Annotated in this window: 30 protein-coding genes; 5 read left to right on the top strand and 25 right to left on the bottom strand. The window is 35.0% G+C overall.

Going from position 1 to position 24,110, the window contains the following annotated elements; translation table 11 throughout:
- Positions 1 to 53: 53 nt before the first annotated feature.
- The 12 genes from xseB to spoIIIAA form a co-directional block, all read right to left on the bottom strand.
- A complete protein-coding gene (gene xseB, locus HZI73_RS16565; RefSeq protein ID WP_212694489.1) occupies positions 54 to 254 on the bottom strand; it encodes an exodeoxyribonuclease VII small subunit in 201 nt (66 codons plus the stop codon).
- A complete protein-coding gene (gene xseA, locus HZI73_RS16570; protein ID WP_212694490.1) occupies positions 247 to 1,467 on the bottom strand; it encodes an exodeoxyribonuclease VII large subunit in 1,221 nt (406 codons plus the stop codon). Before xseA ends, xseB begins: the two co-directional genes overlap by 8 nt.
- Before the next feature lie 65 nt (positions 1,468 to 1,532).
- Entirely contained in the window at positions 1,533 to 1,925 is a 393-nt protein-coding gene (nusB, locus tag HZI73_RS16575) for a transcription antitermination factor NusB (RefSeq protein WP_212694491.1), read from the bottom strand.
- Between the two features lie 141 nt (positions 1,926 to 2,066).
- Complete coding sequence (locus HZI73_RS16580; protein ID WP_212694492.1) at positions 2,067 to 2,435, bottom strand: Asp23/Gls24 family envelope stress response protein; 369 nt, start codon at positions 2,433 to 2,435, stop codon at positions 2,067 to 2,069.
- Positions 2,436 to 2,746: 311 nt separating this feature from the next.
- Positions 2,747 to 3,493, bottom strand: a complete 747-nt coding sequence (locus tag HZI73_RS16585) for a SpoIIIAH-like family protein (protein WP_212694493.1) — start codon at positions 3,491 to 3,493, stop codon at positions 2,747 to 2,749.
- A gap of 2 nt (positions 3,494 to 3,495) precedes the next feature.
- Positions 3,496 to 4,095 carry a stage III sporulation protein AG gene (locus HZI73_RS16590; protein WP_212694494.1) on the bottom strand — a complete coding sequence of 200 codons (600 nt, stop codon included), beginning with the start codon at positions 4,093 to 4,095 and terminating at the stop codon, positions 3,496 to 3,498.
- 85 nt (positions 4,096 to 4,180) lie between these two features.
- On the bottom strand, positions 4,181 to 4,804 hold the full coding sequence (locus tag HZI73_RS16595; RefSeq protein WP_212694495.1) for a stage III sporulation protein AF: 624 nt from the start codon (positions 4,802 to 4,804) through the stop codon (positions 4,181 to 4,183).
- A 95-nt stretch (positions 4,805 to 4,899) separates the two neighbouring features.
- Positions 4,900 to 6,054 carry a stage III sporulation protein AE gene (locus HZI73_RS16600; protein ID WP_212694496.1) on the bottom strand — a complete coding sequence of 385 codons (1,155 nt, stop codon included), beginning with the start codon at positions 6,052 to 6,054 and terminating at the stop codon, positions 4,900 to 4,902.
- A gap of 109 nt (positions 6,055 to 6,163) precedes the next feature.
- Positions 6,164 to 6,553 (bottom strand): stage III sporulation protein AD, encoded by a 390-nt coding sequence (spoIIIAD, locus tag HZI73_RS16605; RefSeq protein ID WP_212694497.1) that lies wholly within the window; start codon positions 6,551 to 6,553, stop codon positions 6,164 to 6,166.
- Between the two features lie 18 nt (positions 6,554 to 6,571).
- The gene (spoIIIAC, locus tag HZI73_RS16610) at positions 6,572 to 6,766 is read right to left on the bottom strand and encodes a stage III sporulation protein AC (RefSeq protein ID WP_212694498.1); all 195 of its coding nucleotides are present in this window, start codon (positions 6,764 to 6,766) and stop codon (positions 6,572 to 6,574) included.
- A 44-nt stretch (positions 6,767 to 6,810) separates the two neighbouring features.
- Complete coding sequence (locus tag HZI73_RS16615; protein WP_212694499.1) at positions 6,811 to 7,332, bottom strand: stage III sporulation protein AB; 522 nt, start codon at positions 7,330 to 7,332, stop codon at positions 6,811 to 6,813.
- 11 nt (positions 7,333 to 7,343) lie between these two features.
- Positions 7,344 to 8,315: a stage III sporulation protein AA gene (gene spoIIIAA / locus HZI73_RS16620; RefSeq protein WP_212694500.1), complete on the bottom strand. Its 972-nt coding sequence runs from the start codon at positions 8,313 to 8,315 to the stop codon at positions 7,344 to 7,346.
- Between the two features lie 175 nt (positions 8,316 to 8,490).
- Here spoIIIAA and HZI73_RS16625 point away from each other — a divergent pair, with 175 nt between their 5' ends.
- Positions 8,491 to 9,615 carry a YibE/F family protein gene (locus tag HZI73_RS16625; protein WP_212694501.1) on the top strand — a complete coding sequence of 375 codons (1,125 nt, stop codon included), beginning with the start codon at positions 8,491 to 8,493 and terminating at the stop codon, positions 9,613 to 9,615.
- 105 nt (positions 9,616 to 9,720) lie between these two features.
- Here the strand turns inward: HZI73_RS16625 and efp are convergent, their stop codons facing one another.
- The 11 genes from efp to HZI73_RS16680 all read right to left on the bottom strand — a co-directional run bounded on the left by efp (position 9,721) and on the right by HZI73_RS16680 (position 16,754).
- Positions 9,721 to 10,278 carry an elongation factor P gene (efp, locus tag HZI73_RS16630; RefSeq protein WP_212694502.1) on the bottom strand — a complete coding sequence of 186 codons (558 nt, stop codon included), beginning with the start codon at positions 10,276 to 10,278 and terminating at the stop codon, positions 9,721 to 9,723.
- A 97-nt stretch (positions 10,279 to 10,375) separates the two neighbouring features.
- Positions 10,376 to 11,452: a M24 family metallopeptidase gene (locus tag HZI73_RS16635; protein WP_212694503.1), complete on the bottom strand. Its 1,077-nt coding sequence runs from the start codon at positions 11,450 to 11,452 to the stop codon at positions 10,376 to 10,378.
- A 103-nt stretch (positions 11,453 to 11,555) separates the two neighbouring features.
- Positions 11,556 to 11,987, bottom strand: coding sequence for a type II 3-dehydroquinate dehydratase (gene aroQ / locus HZI73_RS16640; RefSeq protein WP_212694504.1), 432 nt, complete (start codon positions 11,985 to 11,987; stop codon positions 11,556 to 11,558).
- A gap of 17 nt (positions 11,988 to 12,004) precedes the next feature.
- Entirely contained in the window at positions 12,005 to 12,508 is a 504-nt protein-coding gene (locus tag HZI73_RS16645) for a shikimate kinase (protein WP_212694505.1), read from the bottom strand.
- Between the two features lie 12 nt (positions 12,509 to 12,520).
- Complete coding sequence (gene aroE / locus HZI73_RS16650; protein WP_212694506.1) at positions 12,521 to 13,384, bottom strand: shikimate dehydrogenase; 864 nt, start codon at positions 13,382 to 13,384, stop codon at positions 12,521 to 12,523.
- Positions 13,368 to 13,886 (bottom strand): YqeG family HAD IIIA-type phosphatase, encoded by a 519-nt coding sequence (locus HZI73_RS16655; protein WP_212694507.1) that lies wholly within the window; start codon positions 13,884 to 13,886, stop codon positions 13,368 to 13,370. The genes aroE and HZI73_RS16655 overlap by 17 nt, the downstream gene beginning before the upstream one ends.
- 164 nt (positions 13,887 to 14,050) lie before the next feature.
- Entirely contained in the window at positions 14,051 to 14,512 is a 462-nt protein-coding gene (locus HZI73_RS16660) for a type II secretion system protein (protein ID WP_212694508.1), read from the bottom strand.
- Positions 14,513 to 14,539: 27 nt separating this feature from the next.
- Positions 14,540 to 15,103, bottom strand: a complete 564-nt coding sequence (locus tag HZI73_RS16665) for a cysteine hydrolase family protein (RefSeq protein WP_212694509.1) — start codon at positions 15,101 to 15,103, stop codon at positions 14,540 to 14,542.
- Between the two features lie 24 nt (positions 15,104 to 15,127).
- Complete coding sequence (locus HZI73_RS16670) at positions 15,128 to 15,592, bottom strand: hypothetical protein (RefSeq protein ID WP_212694510.1); 465 nt, start codon at positions 15,590 to 15,592, stop codon at positions 15,128 to 15,130.
- A gap of 185 nt (positions 15,593 to 15,777) precedes the next feature.
- Positions 15,778 to 16,464, bottom strand: coding sequence for a hypothetical protein (locus tag HZI73_RS16675; protein ID WP_212694511.1), 687 nt, complete (start codon positions 16,462 to 16,464; stop codon positions 15,778 to 15,780).
- A gap of 125 nt (positions 16,465 to 16,589) precedes the next feature.
- Positions 16,590 to 16,754, bottom strand: coding sequence for a hypothetical protein (locus HZI73_RS16680; protein ID WP_212694512.1), 165 nt, complete (start codon positions 16,752 to 16,754; stop codon positions 16,590 to 16,592).
- 268 nt (positions 16,755 to 17,022) lie between these two features.
- On the opposite strand from HZI73_RS16680, the gene HZI73_RS16685 reads away from it, so the two are divergent.
- The 4 genes from HZI73_RS16685 (at position 17,023) to HZI73_RS16700 (ending at position 20,369) form a co-directional block, all read left to right on the top strand.
- Positions 17,023 to 17,718, top strand: coding sequence for a 4'-phosphopantetheinyl transferase family protein (locus tag HZI73_RS16685; protein ID WP_212694513.1), 696 nt, complete (start codon positions 17,023 to 17,025; stop codon positions 17,716 to 17,718).
- Positions 17,719 to 18,412: 694 nt separating this feature from the next.
- On the top strand, positions 18,413 to 18,967 hold the full coding sequence (locus tag HZI73_RS16690; RefSeq protein ID WP_212694514.1) for a DUF4489 domain-containing protein: 555 nt from the start codon (positions 18,413 to 18,415) through the stop codon (positions 18,965 to 18,967).
- A gap of 73 nt (positions 18,968 to 19,040) precedes the next feature.
- Positions 19,041 to 19,607, top strand: a complete 567-nt coding sequence (locus HZI73_RS16695) for a DUF4489 domain-containing protein (RefSeq protein ID WP_212694515.1) — start codon at positions 19,041 to 19,043, stop codon at positions 19,605 to 19,607.
- Positions 19,608 to 19,667: 60 nt separating this feature from the next.
- On the top strand, positions 19,668 to 20,369 hold the full coding sequence (locus HZI73_RS16700) for a DUF4489 domain-containing protein (protein WP_212694516.1): 702 nt from the start codon (positions 19,668 to 19,670) through the stop codon (positions 20,367 to 20,369).
- A 77-nt stretch (positions 20,370 to 20,446) separates the two neighbouring features.
- Here HZI73_RS16700 and HZI73_RS16705 read toward each other — a convergent pair whose 3' ends face one another.
- Both HZI73_RS16705 and HZI73_RS16710 read right to left on the bottom strand, forming a co-directional pair.
- Positions 20,447 to 22,648 carry a DUF7948 domain-containing protein gene (locus tag HZI73_RS16705; RefSeq protein ID WP_212694517.1) on the bottom strand — a complete coding sequence of 734 codons (2,202 nt, stop codon included), beginning with the start codon at positions 22,646 to 22,648 and terminating at the stop codon, positions 20,447 to 20,449.
- A gap of 673 nt (positions 22,649 to 23,321) precedes the next feature.
- Positions 23,322 to 23,897 (bottom strand): 4'-phosphopantetheinyl transferase family protein, encoded by a 576-nt coding sequence (locus HZI73_RS16710; protein WP_212694518.1) that lies wholly within the window; start codon positions 23,895 to 23,897, stop codon positions 23,322 to 23,324.
- Positions 23,898 to 24,110 lie beyond the last annotated feature (213 nt).

Raw genomic sequence — 24,110 nt, forward strand, 5'->3', positions numbered from 1 at the left:
TGTCTTTCAATTCCTTCCTGGACATATCAAGGTCATGCTTATAGATTAGCCTCTTATTGCGTTACTGCATCATGTTTAATAACTTCCATTTCTTTTTCGATTTTATCAATATGGTCATGACAGGTTTTGAGAGCCTTCATGCCTTCTTTATACAATTTGAAGCTATCTTCAAGGGATGCTTCTCCTGATTCTAATTGCTCTACAATGTTTTCCAGATGGTTCAAATTATCTTGAAACGTTGTTTTATCACTCATGATCCATACCTCTCCCTTTTTCAATACGTGTTATATCGGCGCTGATTTTTCCATCTTGCAGCTGAATATACAGGGTCTGACCGGCTACTACATCCTTAACACTTTTTACAATACCTGTTTCTGTTTCCACATAAGCAAAACCTTTTTCTAAATTTTTTAGAGGTGATAACACATGTAGTTTTTCTCCAACTAGGCTGATATGATGCTTAATGTTATTTAAACGGCTTTCTATCGCTCGACTTAATCGTTCTTCCAACTCGTGCAGGTACTGACGTTCCTTCTGGGCCCTTAGTGCAGGACTATTAAAGTCTAGTTTTATACGATTTAGTTCCATGGTACTTCGAAAGAAGTCCAGCTTTTGCTTCAAGTGCTGGTTTAGCTTGTCTCTGTATTTATCTAATAAAGCTTCTAAATCATCAAGGACTGGAATAGCTAATTCTGCTCCAGCTGAAGGTGTAGGTGCTCTAAGGTCTGAGATAAAATCTGCTATTGTAAAATCTGTTTCATGGCCCACAGCAGATATAATTGGTGTATGTGCCTGATAGATGGCTTTAGCAACTGCTTTTTCATTAAATGCCCAAAGGTCTTCAATGGACCCGCCTCCACGTCCTACAATTATAACATCTACTTCATCCATGGCATCTAAGTAGTTAATGCCTTTGACAATATTAGCTGCTGCACCATCCCCTTGTACAAGTGATGGGTATAATACCAACCCAATATATGGATTACGCCGCTTGGATACATTCATAATATCTCGAATGGCTGCTCCTGTATCAGAAGTAATAACACCTACTTTTCTTGGATAAGTGGGTATGGGTTTTTTAAGAGAAGAATTGAAGTATCCCTTCTTTTCTAACTCTTGTTTCAGAGCTTCAAAACGTTGGTACAGATCCCCTATACCATCTGGCTTTATTTGCTGGACATATACTTGATAGGTACCAGCTCGTTCATATACGGACACATACCCTCTTGCTGTAATTTTGATACCATCTCTCAAATCACAAGCAACAAAATCCCGATAATTTTTAAAAACAACACACGATATAGCGCTATTCATATCTTTTAATGTAAAATAGATATGCCCCGAACGATGTATTTTACAATTGGATACTTCACCTTTAATCCATAAATCATTGATGACAAAATCATCTGAAAATATCTTCTTAATATAAGCATTGACTTGTGAAACAGAAAAAATACTTTTTGGCATGAAATTCACCTCCAATATTGGCTATCCCTATATCGTTTAACAGTTCATATTAGCGATTAACATGTTTAATTAACTACTTTTGCTAATATACCATTTACAAAGGAAGCTGAATGATCACCGCCATATTTTTTTGCAATCTCTACGGCTTCATTAATGGCAACATTGGTTGGGATATCTTCATCATACCTAATTTCATAAACAGCTAACCGTAAGATACTCACATCTACTTTGGCCATTCTATCAATGGACCATTTTGTTGCATGCTGGCTAATCACCTGATCAATATCACTTAACTTATTGGAGATATTTAACCCTTTATGTCGAATGTAGGTCTTAGCATCTTCATCTGCTTCTAAATGACCTAGATAAACTTCCATTCGCTCTTCAAATGCTTCATCATTAAATTCTATTGAAAAGATAGCCTTAAAAATATGCTCTCTCATGGTTCTTCTGTTCATGGTGTACCTCCTGGTATTCTATATATTGGTCAATCTGAAATGATTGATTACATTCTAATACCCTTAAATTATCATTATTTAAGGGTATCTTTATTATACTATATTTAATCTAATGTACAAGCGAATATTATAATTATTGTCCTATTTCTCTACATTCACACCTGCAACACGAATATTGATTTCATCCACTTCTAATCCTGTCATGGTTTCTACCGCATTTTTAACCTTATCTTGTACAGTTACGGTTACATCGGGTATGCTACTTCCAAAATCAACAATGATGGCAAGATCAAGTGATACATCTTTGTCTCCCACCTCTACGTTAACACCTTTTGCAAGGTTTTTCTTCCCCAGCATTTCTACAAGGTCACCTGTAAAGTTGCCTACCATACCTGCTACACCTTCGACTTCAGTCGCTGCTAAACCCGCAATGATTGCTATGACTTCATCTGCAATGTGAACTTCACCAACTTTATCTTTTTCATGAATTTTATACGTTTGACGATCCATTACAATGCCTCCTGTCTATTTATTATATTAATGCCCTATCTATTTATTTTATACAAAAAATCCAGTTAAATCCCAAAAAGCAAAGTGTCATTTAATAAATGTTGTATTGACACGCATATTAAATTCACCTTACATAGGTTTATTATAACAAATCTCACATTTTTTGCAAATTGTTTTTAACACCATTTGTTAAAGTTTCGTTAAAAACATGGGTGTCATCTGTCATATGGACACAAAATAAAAAAACAGTCACTTGTTTAAGTGTCCAGATATCAAATGAGAGCTACCTCTTATGGAGATAGCTCACATCATTACTTGGCCTTATTTACATCTAATAACGTAATAACGATGCTTTCAGCATCTACACCTGTCTGCCTTCTCACAATATCTTCCACTTGTGCGAATTCAGCCTGAGATAATTCTTTTGCATTAATCACCACATCCACTTTACCGTCGAGCATTCTGACAAAAACATCTTTAAAGCCTTTTGTCTCCAGTAAACTCTCTGCAGCTGCCTCTTTTTCAATCCGATCTTGTAAATCAATCATTTCTTTAACGGCATCAACTTTTTGTTCATCTTTAAGATTTTTGTTATCAATTAATGCCAAATAACCATCTTTTAACATGGCATAATTTTGCTCTCGTGTAATCTTTGCTTTTAGGAAATGATTTGCTTCTACACTATTTGTACTGGTAAATACTGCTTCACCAGCATTACCTTCTGTTTCATCACTTGTGGTTTCTTTTGTTTTATCATTAGCGTCTTGAGTTTCTGTAGTTGCCTCAGCTGTTTTATCGCCTTCAGCTGGTGGAGCTGTTTCACCTGGATCAGTGGTTGTTTGTGCCCCCTCTTTGTCCATGGTGGCATCATCTGCCTTCTCGCTATTAGGCACCAGTGCTGTTGGTGTTGTCTCTTGCTCATCCTTATTCTTTTCCTGCTGATTAAGTGCCTCTCTTGTACCATCTACCCCTTTATCTGTGAAGTTAAGATAACCTGCTATTGCAATCATTATAACGAGAGCAGTAATGATGATTTGATTCTTTTTGAATGTTTGCATTCTCATTCCCCCTTATTCTCAACCATTTTCATTACTTCAATTCTATGCGCGTCAACGTCTAATAATACCTTAGCTGCCTTCATTAAGTTTTGCTTAACAACTATATCATCACCGCCTTCAGCAATTATAACAACGCCACTTATTTCTGGTTCCATTTCTTTCACTATAATGGGTTTTGTGGAACCATCTGCGTTGCTAATTAACACGGTAGCTTCATTTGAATCTGATTCCACGCTTTGCCTTGTTCCGCCTGCACTGTCCACTTCGTCTGTTTGTGATTGTGATATAGGAATGTCTTTATTAATGACAATCTCGCCGCTTGTCTTAAGCATAATAATCACTTCAACTTCCCCAACACCCTCAATCTTAGCAAATTCCCTCTCAAATCTCTTTTCAAGCTTTTCTTCGTAAGACTGGGGATTACTGTTTTTATATGTATTTGGCGCAATAATTGGCTCTACCTTTGGTGTGTTAGGAGGACCTATAAAAGATTTGGACAATATAAGCAACAATAGCCCAACCAAAAACACAATAAGGAGAAGGTTGAATGTTCTTTTATCCTTACTTGTCATATTACCTTTTGTAAAAAAATCAAATTTCATCTTTATCCTCCTGTACACTTCATTTTTTCCTGCGTGTTGTACACTATATCCTTTGATTTAGTGTTCATTTTGACCATTAAACCTGTTAACATGTCTCTATAGTTATATGTATATTATCCGAGGACAAATTATAGAAGTTTTTCATTATTTTTTTTATTTTTTTTTCCATCATAATAGCATCAGCTGATTTAACCGTCATCTCTGATTGTTGCTCACCAATGGCTACTCTATCTATTTTTACAATATCCACATGGCTTTTTTCCACATGTTCATCTGCTTTTTCTTGTCCTATTGTCAAATACACTTCTTTAATCATGCCATATGTGTCACTCTGAGTATCTTCTTCTACAAGAACACGGGTCTTTTTGACGTGAATATCATCACTTATGAGTAAAGACTCTATATGTTTTGCCAGTTTATCTTTATAAATGTTAAGGGTCATGTCTTCACGTAATGTCGCATAATCCCCATAATCGATACCCTCTCCCATTGAACTGATTTCAAACTCCTTCTTTATAATTTCAAAATTCATGTGTGGCAATAATCCACTATACTTAATAATGGGACCTAACATAATAAGCATCAAAACAATACCCGAAAACAAACGCATGTACTTTTTCATGTTGCCGTCGGGCATAAGGAGCTCTAAAATTTTAGTGAGTAGTAAAAAAATTACAACACTCTTAATCACACTATAAATAACGTCCATCTTTTCATCCCCATCATGTTTTCAGTAAATCCATATAATCACGACTACAGGTGTCTAAAATATATAGTTTCTTGATAACGTATATAACAAAATGGTTAACGCATATAGGCTGCCACATTCGTTGCACTCAACGTAATGGTTATGGCTATGATAAATAAAAAGGCTGTGATGACCACAATCCCAAGGAGTATAAAACACACATCACCTACACTGGATAAGCAGGTGACTAAACGTTTATCAGATATCGGTTGAATAATGGCAGCAGCAAACTTATATAACAAAGTCACGATGACAATTTTAATAATGGGTATCAGACATATGATGACAATGACAATAAGGGCTACCACGCCAATACCATTTTTAATGAGCACCGCACACCCAAGGACCGTGTCTGCAACACCACTAAGGGTAGCCCCTACAAAAGGTATGGCTGATACGGCAACTTTCACCGATTTATTAGCAATACCATCAATCACTGGGGTGGTAAAGCTCTGCATGGTCAAAGCACCAACGAAGATAATCATTAACACTTTGATACTCATACTTACAATACTTTTGAATAGTTCTACCATCTTTGATAGAATGCTTTCTTCAGTAATACTATTAATAATCTCTAATACAATGATGATATACACAAAAGGAATCACATATCGAATGATGATGTTATCCACAATACTAATAATAACAAGTATAATCTGGCTAAACAGCAAAGACGATGTATAATTCCCTGATAATGTAGCCGCTGCAAAAAGGCTGGGCATTAACGTACGAATAAAATTCTGAAGGCTAATTAGCACATCAACTGTTACCTGACTTAATATCTGGTAGGACTTCATGATAATGGTTGACATGAGTAAAAACACCACAAAATAACCCACATCACCAACATACTGCTGCTTAAATGCATTGGTGAAATTCGTGAAGATGGCAGCTACTAAAGCAATGGCTATGAGTTGTACAATAAGGTGGAAATTCACCTTTACTTCATTAAAGATACTTTTCATTAAAATTTCAAGGAGCTCATTAGCGTCCATGGCTAATTCGCCTTTTATAATCTGATGGAGGGTTTCTCTAAAATCAATCGTCACTTGACTGTCTCTTAAAAGCTCGTCCATTGTATGCTGAATATCATCATAAGCGATCACTTTTTCTTGTGCAGATATCACTTGGTCTATGTCGGAGGCATATGTATGTATTGTCAATAGGTAGCCCACGATCATCATGCCTATGAACCCTTTTATTATTTTCATCCTTATGTCCCCTCTATTAAACCTTTTTTATCTTGTTACGTTTAACTTAATCTTTCTAATAAAGTAAACATGATCATATTAATGCGTTATGACAGCATAACGACGTTTACTAGAATATTAATATATCTGTTATCAGATTAACAATAGACAAAATAACGGGCATGGAGATTACTAATATCATGATTTTGCCTACCATTTCAATTTTACTGGCTATGGCTTTTTGCCCAGCATCGTTACATAACTGGGCACCAAACTCTGTAATGAATCCGATGCCTATAATTTGCAGTAAAATCTTAAGGTATATATCACTGACATTGATGAGATTGGTGAGCGTAGACAGCAAGTCCAGAATCACACCAAGCTTATCCAGTATGATAAAAAAAATGACAACACTGGCAGCAATACCTATGTATATACCGAATTCTGCATTATTCTTTTTTAATACAACGATTAATATGGATGATACGATTCCAATAATAACAACTTGTACAACCTCCATACAAACATTCCCTTCATCCTATAACTGAAATAATGTCTGAATTGTATTGAACAATTTATTAATGTACTCTACGATCCAATAGAGTACAACGACTAAACCTGCCAAGGTTGTTAACATGGCTTGTTCATCTTTTCCAGCTTTCTTTAATAATTGATTTAATACAGCAACAACAATACCAACTGCTGCTATTTTAAAAACGATGTTTATATCCATGTAGCGCCTCCTCTCAAACACAGGTATTTTGATTTATTAAACCTTTACAACATAACAACTATAATAAATATACCAGCCAATACACCTAAACTCCGATACAGCTTATTGTACTTTGCATCATTCTCTATAGCTGTTTTTATCTCTTCATCTAATTGCTCCAATAAGAGGTGTATGTTGTTGTTTTGCATCTCTTTATCTAAGTAACCAATATTTTCACTAAACATGATGAGATTCTTAATGTCCAATCCGTTCAGATATGTCTTCTCAAGAACCTCTACGGCATGTTTTTTCCATACTTGTGTCAGCGTTTTCCCTTGGTTAAGATTCAGTTCATCAGCTATGGATTTAAAAAAATGAGCGATTTCATGATCAAAACGTTCACTGACGTTCTCTAAGGCTTCTGGCATAGGCGACAATGCATAGTTCACTTCACCTCTTAATAAAATGAGTGCCTTTTTTAGTACCCTAAGATCATCAATCCTTCTTTGAAAACCTTTACTATAGTAAAAGCCTAGAAAGGATGATGATAGTAAAATTAAGGATGAGCCTAATATTTTAGCAAACATGGACATACCTCCTAGTGCTTGTTTGTTGTAGGTTCTACAACCATACCAATTAATTTATATTGCTTATCATAAACTTTCTTCATATCGCCAATGCCATTCTTATTCTCTAATACAATGAAACGTTCAATCACACCTTTATCCATGAGCTTACCCAAGATAGGTTTGTCCTTGACTTCATTTACATTAGCACCATGAACGGTACAGATGATTTTACTGCCAGCGTTCATGACAAAATCAATGGCGTCGATGTCTTCACTACTCCCTATTTCATCCACAGCAATAACAGCAGGTGACATAGAGCGAATTAACATCAACATACCTTCTGTTTTAGGGCAGCCATCCAGAATATCCGTCCGCATACCAATATCGTTTTGAGGAACACCCCGATAACAACCACCTAATTCTGAACGTTCATCCACTACACCAACAGTGATGCCTTCTTGGTCTTCGTAACCATTGGATAGTTGTCGAATAATATCTCTTAATAAAGTGGTCTTACCACATTTTGGCGGTGAAATGATAAGGGTATGAAGCACTTGATGGTCCTCAAATAAGTAAGTCATAATGCTGTCTGAACACCCTTTGATTTCATGGGATATGCGAATGTTAATGCAGGATATGTATTTAATGGTTTTTACCTGACGGTTTTCAACGATTACTTTCCCTGATAAACCGACACGATGCCCACCTTCTATGGTGATATACCCATGACGAACTTCATCTTCAAAGGCGTATAAGGAGTAATTACTAATGAATTCCATGGTTTCTTTTATATCTTTATCGGTTACCACGTACCGGTTTTTTCCCCATGATACAAGTTCATTTTCAGACACATAATATTCTTGGTTATGCATATAGATAATGACTGGCTTACCTACTCTTAATCGAATTTCCTGTAAGCCTTTAATGTCTCTCTTTTTCATTGTTTGGAACCAGTCTCTTAAAGGGGCTGGTAATATCTTTTCAATGGATTCTTTCTTCATCTCTTGTCCACCTTTCTTTAAAACAATATATGATTGTCCATGATGAATTATGCAATAAATTTTGCCTAAATAGACCATGATATTAGGGACATAATCTTAATCATAATCTTGTCCTAAAATGAATAAGCTGTATCAGTAACTGATTTATTTTAGCTATAGGATGGGAGATTTTCACATGAGAAAAATATACGTATGCATTATATTTATGTTAATCATAGGGACTAGGGGTCTGGCAGCCTCAGATGATGGCATTCGTAATTGGAAATATATCCATGCTCGGGTAACATCCATCCTATCGGATACAGTTGATGAGGAAAATTACATGCGTTATCAAAAAGTCATGGTAGAATTAACAGAGCCTCAGATGTCAGGTGAGTTAGAAGTGGAAAATACCATTAATATTGCAACGATTTATAAAATTATTGTAAAACCTGGTGATGATGTGATCATTGTGGTGAATGAAGTCAATAATAAGCTGGAAAATGGACGCATCTACTCTTATGGTCGAGATAAATACTTACTTTACTTACTCCTATTATTCATGGGAGTACTGATACTTATAGGTGGTAAAAATGGTTTTTATTCCATTATCAGCCTTACCATAAGTGTATGCTTGATTTTATTTGTGTTCTTTCCCCTTATTCTTAAGTCCATTAACCCCATCGTCGTGGTAAGCATCATTAGTGTTGTAGCAACACTGGTAACCTTAACGTTTATTGGTGGTTACAATAAAAAAACCTTGGCTGCCATTATTGGCACCATAGGCGGTGTAGTCACAGCGGGTATATTAACGTTTTGGTTTGGGGCATTAACCCATATTCAAGGGATTGGTGATGACAATGTGGAACTCTTGTCCTATTTTCCTAAAGGCTGTAAATTGAATTTTAGAGACTTGTTATATGCAGCCATCATCATTGGCGCATTAGGTGCCATCATGGATGTGAGCATGTCCATAGCTTCATCTATGGATGAGATTCAAAGAAATTACCCACGGATTACAAAGAAACAGTTGCTTCGTTCAGGTATGCACATTGGAAAAGACATTATGGGCACCATGTCCAATACCCTAATTCTTGCTTACGCTGGTAATTCCATCAGTATGATTCTTGTCTTCTTTTTATATGACCGCTCATTTGTACAGTTTATCAACTCTGATCATGTAGCCGGTGAAATCTTGCGAGCACTGTGTGGTAGCATTGGTTTAGTTCTTAGTATTCCTCTTACCTCCATTGCATTTATCTCTTTATGTAAGAAAGAGACGAACTTTAATAGAAGACGTATGAATGGACGGTTGTTATAAACTTCGTTTTATTAAGTTTTTGCTACTGTATACAATACAAAAACCCGTTACATTCTAGGAATAAACGGGTTGTTTTAACTATTTTTTATTTAATAATAACTATTTTTAAACTCTAGACAGATATTCACCTGTTCGTGTGTCGATTTTAATTTTATCACCAATATTAACAAATAAAGGTACGTTAACACTAGCGCCAGTTTCAACCTCTGCTGGCTTAGTCGCACCAGTAGCTGTATCACCTTTTACACCAGGCTCTGTATGAATAATGTCTAATTCAGCAAATAGAGGTGGCTCAATACCGAATACAGCACCTTCATGACTAAGGATTTTAACCATATCATTTTCCTTTACAAATTTTAATGTATCACCAATCTGATCTTTATTAATGGCAATCTGATCATATGTTTCCACATCCATGAAGTGATAGAGTTCTCCATCATTATATAAATATTGCATATCTTTTCTTTCGATATGCGCTTTTGGCATTTTTTCATTTGGTCTAAATGTTTTTTCAACAACTGAACCTGTTTTTAAATTTTTGATTTTTGTTCTTACAAAAGCAGCGCCTTTACCTGGTTTAACATGTTGGAACTCAAGAATCACGTAGATTTGATTTTCATATTTAATCGTTAAACCGTTTCTAAAATCTCCAGCTGATACCATATCTATTTCCTCCCTAACTTTTATCTTCTATAGTGTAAACTAATAATGGTATTTTTTCAATAGTTTTATTATTTATTATGGATATTTCTGCTTTGGGTTATACCAGCTCAATTAACTCTTTTGACGAAGTATTGAAATTAATAATACCCTCTTTTGTGACGCATACAAGATCTTCAATGCGAACACCACCAAAATCAGGAACATAGATACCTGGTTCAACGGTTACAACCATATTTTCTGTAAACACGCTATCATCTTTTGGCGAAAGACGTGGTTCTTCGTGTATAAATAAACCAACACTGTGTCCTAGACCATGGCCAAAATAATCGCCGTAACCTTTATCTGTAATAATATCTCTTGCCACCTTATCCACTTCTTTACCTACACAGCCTTCTTTTAGAGCTTCAAGGGATTTTAATTGCGCCTCAAGAACTGTGTTATAGATTTCTTTTTGTTGATCACTTGCTTTACCAACAAAAATTGTTCTGGTCATATCCGAACAATAACCTTGATACACACAACCATAATCAAGGGTTACAAAATCACCTACTGCAATTTCTTTGTCTGTTGGTCTTGCATGAGGTAAGGAAGAATGTGTGCCTGAGGCAACAATGGAGTCAAAGGATAATTTACTGGCACCATTTTGCTTCATAAAACGCTCAAGTTCTAGTGCAACTTCAATTTCAGTTACACCGGGTTTGATGTATGTCAAAATATGTGAAAAAGCTTTATCACCAATGGAAGCTGCCTTTTTTATGGCTTCTAACTCTCCCGAATCTTTAATCATACGTATCTGCTCAACCATATCACCTATTGGCTTAAGTTCAACACCATCCAATCCATGTTGAAATGTTTGATAGGCTTTATAGGTTAGAACACTGTCTTCAAATCCAATGATTTTTACACCATCTGCTTCAATGGTTTTATTCAAGGTGTCATTTAATGTAACGCCACCTTTTAAATAATCTACCACTTCAAAGTCTGGGCACTGTCCTGTTGCTTGTTCAATGTAGCGAAAATCAGTTAATAACTTGGTATGTTTCTTCGATATGTATAGATAGGCATTGGAACCTGTAAAGCCGCTTAAATATCTTCGGTTATACTCTCCATGGATGATCACAGCATCTAAACCCATGGTACTTAGTTTGTCTAACAACTTTTCTAATCTTTTCATATCACTTTCTCCTTCTTTTAAGGTATGGTTATACCCTCTTTATATCTTATATATATCTGGTTATTTCTTATCTTATATGATAATATCACAATAATAAGAACCTTTATAAGCACATGGCATCATCAATGGCTAATAAATAGCCCTCTAACCCTTTGCCGTATATTTGTTTGCAGCAAACAGGTTTAATAACAGATACATGGCGAAAAGGTTCTCGTTCGTAAATATTGGAAATATGTACTTCTATCGTTTTAATATTGACAGAAGCTATAGCATCCCGAATAGCGTAGCTATAGTGGGTATAAGCCCCAGGATTAATAATAATAGCATCTACTTGGTCCTCGTAACACTGTTGAATACGGTCAATAATATGCCCTTCATGATTGGACTGATAAACGTCTATAGCAACCTGTTTCTCTTGGGCTTTATGCTCAATCATTTTTACGAGATCCTTATAATTTTTTTGTCCATAAACACTTTTTTCACGGATACCTAAGAAATTCAAATTCGGTCCATTAATGACAACTATTTTCTTCATATATATACCTCAAAATTCTATAATAACGTCATGATTTCATCTACGATACAGGCCACACTTTTTCCAGATGTTTGTATAATAATGTCTGCTGAACTCAGATATTTATCTTCACGTGATTCCAACATATCTGTGATCGTCTTCATATAATCATCCGATTGTAACAGGGGTCTTGTCGTATCATCTTTTACATTTTTAACAATATGTTCTACATCTGCATGCAGGAAAATAACCTTTCCTATTGCCTTTAATAGTTTTCGATTTCCTTCTTTTAACACCACGCCGCCGCCTGTTGAAATAATGGCATTATCCGTCTTTAACAAGGATTGTAAATAATGTGTTTCCAGTTTTCTAAAATGATCTTCACCATCTGTATTGAATATATCGCATATGCTTCGATTTTCTTTATGTTCGATTTCATAATCCATATCAATAAATTTACAATCCAAAGCTTTTGACAGCTCTTTCCCAACAGTTGATTTACCACTTCCCATAAATCCTATCAATAAAATATTATCAATCATTGACACACTCCTTTATCCATTTTGATGCTTAATTTGTCCAATGACCTCTTCCAGTGCATTATCGGATATTTCTAGATTATGCCATATCTCGTATGCTTTAATACCTTGATAAAGCAACATTTCGAAGCCGTTTAAAATCTGGATGCCTTTTTCTTCAGCTTTTTTTAAGAATGCAGTCTTTCCGGGATTGTATATTAAGTCTACAGCAGTATGAAATTTGTCATAAAAGCTATCGTCAGTCATGGGATTATCACGTATATTAGGAAACATGCCAATAGGTGTTGTTTGAATGGCTACATCAAAGGTATCTATCCCTTCTGTCTCTTGAAAGCCTATGACTTCTACTTGTGTCTGATAATGTTGCCTAACTTGATGTGCAAGTTCCTTAGCTTTCGCTAGTGTCCTATTCATAATGGTTATTTTATTGGCCTTTTCCCTAGCACATAACATAGCAACAGCTCTTGCCGCTCCACCAGCACCTATAATAACAATATCACTGCCTCTTAGTCTAATAGCATGCTTGTTAAGGGATCTAAATAGACCATCTGCATCTGTATTATAGCCAACATAACCTTTTTCAGTAAGTTTTAAGGTATTCACTGCACCTATCTGCTTGGCTAAAGGGTTTATATCATATAAAGTGGCTATGACTTTTTCCTTGTGGGGTACTGTTACATTAAGGCCAACAATACCCAAAGCTTTTGCCCCTTCAATGGCTTTATCAAGACCATTTTGTTCCACTTTAAAAGGTACATAGACTAAGTTCATCTGGAGTAACTTGGCTAGTGTATTATGGATAATTGGTGATATGGTGTGTTCAATTGGATTCCCAATGACACCGAGTACTTGGGTTTTTCCATTAATGTTTTGCTGCATTTTTATTTACCCTCTTTAAATAAGCTTTTATTATTTTCTTCTCTGTGTTGCGTTTGATTTTTGTTATCCATTCTTCTTTTTCAGATATGGGTATAACCAGAATGGTTTTTAGTCCCAAACGATTTCCACCATAAATATCTGTAAATATCTGATCACCAACTAAAATCGTATTGGACCTATCTGTGCTAATAGCCTGCATGGCTATTTTAATTTTCCGCGTCATGGGTTTTAATGCTTTATGATAAGCCTTTAACTGCAATTTTTCATTGAAGGTTTGTACACGTATACGATTGTTATTGGAAACCAAAGCTACATTAAAACCAACACCTTTTAACATCTCCATAAGTGTTACAATACGTTCATCTGGATGCTTTGTATCGTATGAAACAAGGGTATTATCGATATCAAATATAATGCCACGATACCCTTCATTATAGAGTTCCTCAAACTTAATGTCGTAAATAGAATTCACATATATGGATGGAAATAATCTTTTTAGCATAATCTCACCTTTGCATTATTTGATACCAGCTTATATATTAGGCATCATATCATTATGATTATATCAATTAAAGGGTTACAATACAAGGTTTTTCCTTTTTAGCATACGTAAAACAAGCGATCTTATAAGACAAAAAAGAAAAGGGGTGTGTTCCCCCTTATTTCTCAATTGGTTACTGCATCCGTTGGATAAAGTTGTAGCACCTTATCCCCACCACTATCTACATAGACATACACGTTACTTTCCGTTACTGTAACACTGAAATACTTGTATGTACCTTTTTTATAGCTTACCTTTGGTATACGCTCAATATGAAATAGCTTAAGTTCTTGTTTTACGGATGATAAAAATGTCCGATCCATGGTATGGCTTGGTGGATCTTCATTAAGATTTAACCGCTCAACCGTATAGTCTCTAAAGGATTCATCTGTGATTAAAAGATTATTGATAGCGTTGCCTATAATATTGGCATGATTCCTGTCTATTTCCCACTTTGCCTCGTTCATCTTCTTAATCTGACTAGGAATTGTCAAAAACAATATGACTGCTATTAACACGCATATAATGATTACTTCTACATAAGAGAACCCCTCATCATTCGACCAAAAATCCTTAAAATTTTTCATCTATTACGTCCTCCAGTATCATGCTGATTATCTTGCTAACCACGTATCACTGGTCATTACTTCTGCACCAAGAGTATGTTTAAAATGGTTCAGTGCAAAGGCATGACCTTCATCTGTCAATCCACAACAGCAGTCACTTAATATAACAAGCTTAAACCCACGATTATAAGCATCAATAGCCGTATGTAAAACACATATATCTGTACATACGCCCATAATAATGACTTCTTTAATATCTAATTGTCTTAGTAGTAATTCTAATCTAGTTCCATTAAAACTTGAATACATATGTTTATCTATGGAAAATGTCATGTCTGGTTTGGCCTGTTCAAAAGCTGTCTCATCCAGCACCAAGCAATGCCCATCTTCACAACAATGAAGTGGAAACAAATTGGCCTCAGGGGATAGCGCATAGACCTCTTCCTCATGATTATCGCTGCAAATAAACAGCGCATCTTGATCGTCTTTTGCTTTATGAATGACCTTTAAAATATTGGAAGCTATGGCTTGACCTCTCTGTCCCAAAGATAAAACACCTTGGTCATCAATAAAATCAAAGATATAATCAATTAATAAATAACCTTTTTTCATACACATAACCTCCTCATCGTATGACTATTCTTCAGAAATAATCAGGCGTAGTTCATCGGATTTTCTACCTAAGTCCTCATGATAGATAACCATCCATAAATAGCCCAACCCATCTGTAAATTGATCCGTGGTAAACGTAAACTGCACTTGGTCACCTTCTACAACACTTGAAGCAATTAATTGCTGATACTTTCCTGTCTCTGTACCACTAGGCACAAAATAGACCTCTGCTTCTGTTGCAGACCCTTTAACTTTTGCAATCATTTTAGTATTATTTGATATAGCATACCAACCTGATTCATCTTGAACAATCACATTACCTGCTGCATCCTCTATGGTTATACGCTCGATTGTAGGTGGTTGTTGTGCTAACAATTCTTCATATAAAGTTTTATATTTTCCTTCATCTGTATTTTTGCTTTCTGTACCCTTCGTACAAGCCGTTAACATGATAATGGTCATACATAGTATAACTATCCTTTTTATCAACCGCTTTCTCCTCCTTTAAAACCAAACAAATCCCTTAATATCCCTGATAAGTATATTATTTGATGGTTGTTGTGTTTTACCCATGATGTTAAATCGAGTCTCACCTTTTTAGACCTTATCCTACTGCATCATTGTATAATATTATGGGTATTGTGTCAAATTATGGTAGCCTTGCTCTAACCCCACTAATCCACGTTGGACTCAATGACATCAATGACATTCCCTGAGGCATATTCATACATAAGTGATCCTGGTCCTGACTGTTTCGTTTTTACAAAAACAGTCTTTTTTTTGCTGTCTCTGGGATAAGAAGTCAGTGTTGTCATGTATAGAATATCATCTTCTTGATAGCCTTCCACTTCTATCATATATTGTTTCACGACACGTTCTTGTTTCGCCACGCCACTAAAAGGCTCATCCAATATTAAAAAAAGTATAATCGCTATAACCACACCCATTAAACCGCATGCTGCATACATGCTATTCTTCTCTTTTATGGCCATAAATACGTAACCTACTGCAAAATATAAGAGCATCTGATAGCCCATTGCCATTAAGAAATAGCGACTTATGAGATACAAATAACCTAAAACTAATGGAAAAACAACCACCATGGATATATATCGCCATGTGATGTTTTTCCGTTTGATGATGTAATCCAATCCAAATGCAGTGCCTAGTGCAATCATCGTATAGATAACAATCATCATCACATCCTGTGTTGAATCTGTATATGTTATGACATAATTACTTAAAAGTGCTATAAGTATACCCCAAAAAGGAATTCTAAAAAACCAGGTTTTTGGATTCTTCCATATCCATATAATCCACCCTATTATAACTAAAACTATTAGTATTATCGTATAATCCATTAATGATCCCCCTTATGAATCAAACATGAATTTCCTCATGAGATTTTCTAAGATGATTTAATGTTCATACAGTTCATTATAAGAGATTAGATATTATCCGTCAATGAATAGTACCCCATCCTATGTCATGTATCATTAGCCTTTTTATTTTCTTGCTTCTTCTTGCCTTTAGCAACAGCCCTTAAGTAACTTTCTTTTAATACTTGAATCATCTCTTCTTTTGTCTCTACCTCTTTTCCTTCCGGGAAAACAAATTGAATATTGATTGCCTTGTTCTTTTTACCCATCATATACCTCATCCTTTTATTTTATACTATTCTATGCCTACTTTCCCATGTATCATTCCTAAAGAACAGATGATACCTCATACCAACATGGTTATTTTATTATAGGACCAAGTATATGTTGCAAACATAAAAGGTACTAACTAACTTTAAAATAGTTTCCAATCTTAAAATTTTGCATTAACTATTTAAAAACAGATAATCTTATGGCATAATAATAGATGATTTATGGATAACATCATAAGACTTATGGTGCGAGAAAAGAGGTAAGTATATGGTTTATATTTTTGAAGATTTTTCTGCAGTTAATCCTGATGATATAGATTATTTATGTCAACAGGTTTCCATAGAGCGATGCGAGAAAGCTAAGCGTTATAAAAGAACGATTGATCAAATCATGTCATTAACTGCCTATGCCTTATTGACCTATGGGCTTTATCTTGAACATGGTATTGTACTATCGCCACATGACACCTTTGTAAAAAACGCACATGGTAAGCCTTGTCTAAAAGAACATCCTCACGTGAATTTTAATATGAGCCATTGCGAAAAGGGTGTGGTTTGTGCCATACAAAAAAACACAGCAGTTGGGATTGATATTCAAAATACAGTATCTTACGACGAAGGTTTAATTGATTATGTATGCAGTAAAGGCGAAAAAAAACGGGTGACATCCGCTGCCAACCCAGAACTGTATTTTACACGTCTATGGAGTTTAAAAGAAAGCTATGTGAAATACCATGGAACCGGTATTAATCGTCAAATATTTGATCTGGATTTCTCCAAGTATGAAGCCAATTATTTTGACTTGTATTCTTGTAAATTTAGTATTTTTCCCAAGAACGACTACACCATATCTGTGTGTTCAGATAGCTATGTGTCATGCAACGAACTACGGCATATTGACCTCTTAAAGATAAAAGATTTTTACAATGTTGTTAATATCAAAAGACAAAATTGTAAAAATTAAGGTCTCTTGAATCAGGCTAATAATTGTTTTGTTTGTTTAAAAGACAAAGTTATTGTTATTACTAGGGTGAGGGAATCTATTTACAAACTAAAACCTATTATTTGCAATCAATCTATCCAATGCATTGACCATGACATCAATAACTTCTGTTTCAATTATAAGAGGTGGATAGAACCTGAACAGTCTCGCAGGGCGTTTATATCCTATTAAAAATCATTAACAGCCTCACTACCAGAACTTAAAAAACATTTACCATGTTCCATGTAATAATCCCCCTATGGATGTGCCCATGATATCAGCTAATTCTTTAATCATTTTAAGGCTATCTTTTGAACCAATACCTCTTCTAACCCTTTCACTTTTTGCCCAATTCCTTCACCATAAATCCATATACTTTCTTCACTCACTTTTTTTATATCTATATTACCCTCTCGCTATCTCTTTTATATATATTGTCATTTTGTCCAACCTTAGCCTATTACCACTTTCTTCAAATGATAACCCATGAGTTCATGTTAATTAAGTTACGCAATGACTAAATTAAAAGTAAATGAACTGTGATTCTATGCTATATTCTTTAACATTCTCGTCCTTTTTAGAATAATATATATAGATAGGCAAGATATATAATTAGTCCATTTTTAATTTTATATATCATCGGATTTTAAAAAAAGGAAGGGAGAAATTCATTATCATGACAGGTTATATAAAAAATGGTTCTGATTGCAAGAATAATGATTTTAAAAAAAAGATAGCTGACCCAAAAGAAATCATATTTGAATGTGGTGAATCCATTGAAGCAGCAAATTTTTCAACAACTTCAAGAGTTTCACAGACATTTACGTTAGCTAGGGTTTTTGTGGATAGCAGTTGCTTATGCAGACCCCAAGTTAAAATTGAATTTTCTACTCTCGTTACATTTGCATCTCGCACTAATGTAGACCCTGTTAATCTTAACATGACATTTGCTTTAAAACGACAGTGTGATGATGGTCTAGAAGTAACAATACGTGAATGGGAATACACGAATAGCTTTGATTTGGAGAATTTTACTTTTACCACAAGATCTGTTAGTGAACCATTTACCATTTCATTCTGCGAACCCCTACAATGCCCAGGCTGCTGTAAATATTCTTTTGTAGTAACCGCAAATCCATCTACTGATTTTGTCAATATTATGTCAGCATCTGTGAATCCAAATAATGATGCGAGCATGAGTGCATTTGCAAAAGGTGTATGCTGCGATTAATCATTTGAGTCAAGCTTATGGGATTTTATAGGGTATATGGCTTAAAATTATTGAAAGGAGAATGTTTAATATTATGAGTAGTAATAGGAAAGCACGTAATTGTGATAAAGAATACCAAGATAATGGTCTAGACTGCTGTACCAAGATGACGGATTGTGAACCAAAAAAGATACTGTTAGAGTGTGGACAAAATCTTGAGTCTGCTAGATTTGATTTATCAAGTACTACGGAACAAACATTTACTTTAGGTCGTGTCATTGTGGATACCAGCTGTCTAAACAAGCCAGAAGTTAAGATTGAGTTTTCCAGCATTGTTTTTTTTCAGTCGAGTCCTGGTAATTCAACTGGTACAACCATTGAACTCACATTTAGATTGAAAAGAAGCTGCAATAATGGAGAAATTGAAACCGTGCTGACAAGGGTGTATAAAAAAGAAACGCAACTATCGGATAACATTGTTGAGGAAATTATTAGCAGTGAACCCTTTACGATTTCTTTCTGTGAATGCCTCGTTTGTCCTGGATGTTGTGAGTATATCATGGAGGTATCTGGAAATCCTGTTAATTTTGCAAACCTTGGAACAGCAGAAGTCAACAATCTTAGCCTAGGTGCTTTTGCACAAGGTAGAAATTGTCATTAATTAGGCTTATAACCATTGATTTAGAATCACAAAAATATAAATAAGGAGGAAAATAATCTTATGACAGATAAATTTCATAAAAAAGGATGTAGCTGCCGAAAAGACACAAAGCATCCAAATCCTAAAAAGATAATATTTGAATGTGATAGCGCTCCCCAAGAAGCTGTATTTGAAATATTAGAACCCGTACAAGTATCTTTTTCCGATCCTACAGACGTTCCAGAAAGTCAAAGAATCGTTGAGAACTTTCCCCTAGGCAATGTTCTCATTGATGCAAGACGATTAGTAAGACCCTTCGTCTTTATTGAGTTTTCAAGTCAAATCTTTTTCAATGTGCAGACAGAGCCAACAGTTGATTTACCTCAAGCTGCAGGTTTGTTTAGAATTAGATTGAAATTTATATTGACTCGAAAGTGTGACAATGGACCAGAAGAAACCGTACGCACATGGGAATATGAAAAGAGTTTTAGATTACTTGATGGTATATCCAATATTGTAAATGAAAGAACCATTTCAGTGCCATTTTCAGTTGTACACTGCGAATCCCTAATTCGTTGCGACTGCGATTGTTGTGAATATGCTGTAACCGTTACTGCTACTTCAACCTCTGAACCGCTGTTTGAACAAGTAGCGGATGATGAATTTAATCTTTTTACAACCTCAGATTTTATAAATGTTGAAGAAGCGAGGGTTACAAAAGCTAGTATGAGCGGATTTGCTCTGCAAGAATGTACGGATTGTTGTACAGTAAAAAAATGCTAACCATTAAATATAATTGGCAACATATTTAACCCCTTCTATGATTTAGAAGGGGTTATTTAGCGTAATCAATGTCTCATTTATGGTGTAGCATCAGGCGTTATCTTAGCTACAAAAGTATCAAACAAGATATTATTTCCCTTGAAATCCACATCAAAAGCTCCTAATGTAATGGGGAAATTCGAAGAATTCGTATAGCCTATTACATAAGCATTACCTTCTTCATCAATAGCTATATCCCGTGCTATATCATCTTCACTTCCTCCAAGGAAGGTAGAGTAAAGGAGAATAGAACCATCGGGATTTAGCTTTGCTACAAAAACATCTTTAGTTTCTGAATCAGCTGCTCCTTGGTAATCTTCCTGAAAAGCTCCTGATGTAACAGGAAAATCCGGAGAATCACTAAATCCTGCCACATAGGCGTTACCCATATCATCCACAGCAATACCTTGAACTTCATTATCGCCATCGTTACCATTTAAAAATGTTGAGTAAATTAGGGCAGTGCCATCTGGATTTAGTTTTGTAACAAATCCAGCATCCCCATCGGCTCTAAAATCTTCTTGAAAAGCTCCTCGTGTAACAGGAAAATCTGAGGATGTGGTTTCTCCTCCAACATAGGCATTGCCCATTTTATCTACTACAATCCTATTGGCTTGATCATCACCATTGCCACCTAAAAAAGTGGAATACACGATCTTGGAGCCATCTGGGTTTAACTTTGTAATGAATACGGTGTCAGCACTGGTAGTTGCACTATGAAAATTTTCTTGAAAAGCACCTAGTGTTGTTGGAAAATCTGGCGAATTCGTTTCACCAGTCACATAGGCATTACCCATATGATCGACGGCTATACCATGACCTTCATCATCATCACTTCCGCCTAAGAAGGTAGAATACACAAGGTTAGAGCCATCAGGGTTTAGTTTTGCTACAAATACAACGTCACTAAAGCTTTGTTGAAGTTCTATGTCGCCATTTTGTTCAGGCAAATCATCTTCAAGAATACTTAAAAATTTCTGTTGGAAAGCCCCCTGCGTTGTTGGAAAATCAGACGAATTAGTCTCTCCTACCACATAGGCATTACCTTTATTATCCACAGCAATATCGGTTCCTTCATCATCATCACTACCACCTAAGAAAGTGGAGTAAATAAGTGATGTACCGTCGGGATTTAGTTTTGCTATAAAAGCTGATGAATCATCTAAGCCAGGAAAATCTTCTTGGAAAGCACCTAGTGTAGTTGGGAAATCTGGCGAATTCGTTTCACCTATCACATAAGCATTACCCATGCTATCGATTGCAATACTTCTAGCCTCATCAATATCACTCCCACCAATGAAGGTAGAATATATAAGTCCAGAGCCATCTGACCATAATTTGGTTATATAGGCTGATGTATTATTGGTATCAAGACTAGGGAAGTTTTCTTCAAAAGCACCTAATGTTATGGGAAATGTTGGTGAAACCGTCCCTCCAGCTACATAAACATCACCTTTTCTATCGACTTCAATCCCAAGCTTATTCGACTCATTCGTACCAGCATCAACTACCAAAGCACCTAAGAAAGTAGAGAATACAAGTCCAGGATCTATGACAAGCGTATCGTCTTCATTGTAATTACTAACTTCAAATCTAAAATAATCATCAATGTTTTCTTGTTCTATGATTTCAAAACAACTCTCTATATCTATTATTTCTCCATGAATCTCTTGATAACTTATAGGGCACTCATCTATTAGTATACCCAGATCATGATGAACTTGTAGATTACCTCTATCATCTAGAGATATGCCCTTTGAACCTTTATAGGCAAGCTTAATATCTTCAACAGCAGCACCAGGGTGTAGGACAAAATTATATTTTAGTGTATGGTTCTTGCCATAAAATACCAGATCTATCCCCTTCCATAATTCTTTATAGATAATTTTTTCGTAAGTTGGAAGGTTGGTCATCCATTCTGATTCATTTTTACCCCTAAAATAGTTAACCTTACCAGCTGCTTGATCCAAACCATATATCTCCACATCTGGATTACTATCTATAAATCTTAGTGCTAATGCTATGCCATTGATTGTAGTATTAGACTCCGTCGTGTTCTGGGATGTAAAGCTTAGCACCGCTTCTTCAGGAGTAAAGTAAAACCCATAACCTGCCCCATTAACATAAAATTTAGCTTTTGTATCCACTTGCCCTTTATTAGGTATAAAGGTTAGTGGAATTGTTATATAACTTTTATGAATAGTGTCCTTGAGACTGTCTGTCTTCATACTAATTGGCACTATTTATTCCACCTCCATGATTTTCTATCCTATCTATAAATATAATATTCAAGTTTATCTATTTTTGATAGTTTATAACTCTTATTATTGAAGTTTATATTTGTCTGTAATGAAAATGACTTTAACGTCTACATTAAATTAGGGCTAAACATATAAGCAACCTCTGTTAACTGTTTAGCCCTACTATCGTCATCTATTATTAAACTCCTTATTCAACTTACTCAGAGCCTTTTTCTCTATCCTCGAAACATACCCTAACTGTCAAGGTAGGGCTAAAAAAGGATGCTTGTCAAATATCATTAAAGTACTCTTTCCTTATATATATCCTACAAATTCTGATAAACTATTTATTTTGTCATTATACTTACGCATAAATTTACATGCTCTTGGCATATCGCTCCTTCAATTATTTCAACTCGTTTATAGGTTCTCATAATCTTTTAAGTATCTCCCTCACAGCTGCTTTTATTTGTCCATATAAAACTTTAGTCTATACTTTGGTATAAATACAATGTGATATTGCATTTCATCTAGTATGTGATAAACTTGATTTTATCATAGGAGGCTTATTAATAGCATACGTAACACTACTATTTACTCTAATCTCCACCATAGCTGGGAGATTAGTATTTCATTTATTTAATAAGTTTTATAACTTCATTAATACCCTTCCTTATTTAGACACTTCTTTTTTGTTCATTAGATATTGGTACACATGGTAGAAATCTAAAACTTCTACTTTGTTAAACTTATCTCTTCTCTTAGAACAGACAGAAATAATAAAATAAGGAAATCGTTTGTATGTAGCTAAATAAAATTCATGATCCTCATTATTGCATTCGACTTCATATATTTCTTCTCTTGTTTTCTTCACACTAAATGAATCTAAGGGCAAGAACAATCCTTTACCTACTGCTTTTATATAACTTTCCTTAAGTGTCCAAATAGTATAAAATCTTTCAAGCCTTTCATTAATATTACTTTCAGCGAGAAATTTTTGTTCGCTCTTAGAAAAAAATCTATCTACAATTCTTAAGTCAATTGGTTTAATCCTCTCAATATCGATTCCAATTGGTTGATCATTAATTACACATACAACCCATCTATCCGAATGCGATATGCTATATTGAAATCTAAATCTGCTATCTATAAAAGGTTTTCCATATTCATTGCTACAGATATTCGGTATACTCTCATTGTTTAGACAGATTTTATTAATCAGATAGCATTCTATTAATCTTCCAAACAAAAACCTATATTGATCTTCCTTGTGAATATACCTTCTTGATTTAATGATTATTTTTTTACCTAAAAGAATCTCTATTTTCCTAATTACATTCTGATTAACTGATGAAATATTGATTGCAAATAACTTAATAAACTCATCTCCTTTAATCTAATCTACAAAATATAGCTTGAATTTGTGTCAATATAGTAGACACAGGTCATATCTACGGTCGTA

This window comes from Vallitalea pronyensis (genome assembly GCF_018141445.1).
Lineage (GTDB): Bacteria > Bacillota > Clostridia > Lachnospirales > Vallitaleaceae > Vallitalea > Vallitalea pronyensis.

Bases quoted from the DNA above. Each gene is read 5' to 3' on its own strand.
- HZI73_RS16690 (WP_212694514.1), top strand. From the start codon at position 18,413: ATGACAGGTTATATAAAAAATGGTTCTGATTGCAAGAATAATGATTTT.
- HZI73_RS16595 (WP_212694495.1), bottom strand. From the start codon at position 4,804: ATGGACGTTATTTATAGTGTGATTAAGAGTGTTGTAATTTTTTTACTA.
- HZI73_RS16585 (WP_212694493.1), bottom strand. From the start codon at position 3,493: ATGCAAACATTCAAAAAGAATCAAATCATCATTACTGCTCTCGTTATA.
- HZI73_RS16645 (WP_212694505.1), bottom strand. From the start codon at position 12,508: ATGATTGATAATATTTTATTGATAGGATTTATGGGAAGTGGTAAATCA.
- HZI73_RS16700 (WP_212694516.1), top strand. From the start codon at position 19,668: ATGACAGATAAATTTCATAAAAAAGGATGTAGCTGCCGAAAAGACACA.
- HZI73_RS16655 (WP_212694507.1), bottom strand. From the start codon at position 13,886: ATGCTAAAAAGATTATTTCCATCCATATATGTGAATTCTATTTACGAC.
- spoIIIAC (WP_212694498.1), bottom strand. From the start codon at position 6,766: ATGGATATAAACATCGTTTTTAAAATAGCAGCAGTTGGTATTGTTGTT.
- HZI73_RS16635 (WP_212694503.1), bottom strand. From the start codon at position 11,452: ATGAAAAGATTAGAAAAGTTGTTAGACAAACTAAGTACCATGGGTTTA.
- spoIIIAA (WP_212694500.1), bottom strand. From the start codon at position 8,315: ATGAAGAAAGAATCCATTGAAAAGATATTACCAGCCCCTTTAAGAGAC.
- HZI73_RS16680 (WP_212694512.1), bottom strand. From the start codon at position 16,754: ATGATGGGTAAAAAGAACAAGGCAATCAATATTCAATTTGTTTTCCCG.
- HZI73_RS16580 (WP_212694492.1), bottom strand. From the start codon at position 2,435: ATGGATCGTCAAACGTATAAAATTCATGAAAAAGATAAAGTTGGTGAA.
- HZI73_RS16615 (WP_212694499.1), bottom strand. From the start codon at position 7,332: ATGTTTGCTAAAATATTAGGCTCATCCTTAATTTTACTATCATCATCC.
- spoIIIAD (WP_212694497.1), bottom strand. From the start codon at position 6,553: ATGGAGGTTGTACAAGTTGTTATTATTGGAATCGTATCATCCATATTA.
- HZI73_RS16590 (WP_212694494.1), bottom strand. From the start codon at position 4,095: ATGAAATTTGATTTTTTTACAAAAGGTAATATGACAAGTAAGGATAAA.
- HZI73_RS16675 (WP_212694511.1), bottom strand. From the start codon at position 16,464: ATGGATTATACGATAATACTAATAGTTTTAGTTATAATAGGGTGGATT.
- HZI73_RS16665 (WP_212694509.1), bottom strand. From the start codon at position 15,103: ATGAAAAAAGGTTATTTATTAATTGATTATATCTTTGATTTTATTGAT.
- nusB (WP_212694491.1), bottom strand. From the start codon at position 1,925: ATGAACAGAAGAACCATGAGAGAGCATATTTTTAAGGCTATCTTTTCA.
- HZI73_RS16685 (WP_212694513.1), top strand. From the start codon at position 17,023: ATGGTTTATATTTTTGAAGATTTTTCTGCAGTTAATCCTGATGATATA.
- HZI73_RS16695 (WP_212694515.1), top strand. From the start codon at position 19,041: ATGAGTAGTAATAGGAAAGCACGTAATTGTGATAAAGAATACCAAGAT.
- xseB (WP_212694489.1), bottom strand. From the start codon at position 254: ATGAGTGATAAAACAACGTTTCAAGATAATTTGAACCATCTGGAAAAC.
- xseA (WP_212694490.1), bottom strand. From the start codon at position 1,467: ATGCCAAAAAGTATTTTTTCTGTTTCACAAGTCAATGCTTATATTAAG.
- HZI73_RS16625 (WP_212694501.1), top strand. From the start codon at position 8,491: ATGAGAAAAATATACGTATGCATTATATTTATGTTAATCATAGGGACT.
- aroE (WP_212694506.1), bottom strand. From the start codon at position 13,384: ATGCAGCAAAACATTAATGGAAAAACCCAAGTACTCGGTGTCATTGGG.
- aroQ (WP_212694504.1), bottom strand. From the start codon at position 11,987: ATGAAGAAAATAGTTGTCATTAATGGACCGAATTTGAATTTCTTAGGT.
- HZI73_RS16660 (WP_212694508.1), bottom strand. From the start codon at position 14,512: ATGAAAAATTTTAAGGATTTTTGGTCGAATGATGAGGGGTTCTCTTAT.
- HZI73_RS16600 (WP_212694496.1), bottom strand. From the start codon at position 6,054: ATGAAAATAATAAAAGGGTTCATAGGCATGATGATCGTGGGCTACCTA.
- efp (WP_212694502.1), bottom strand. From the start codon at position 10,278: ATGGTATCAGCTGGAGATTTTAGAAACGGTTTAACGATTAAATATGAA.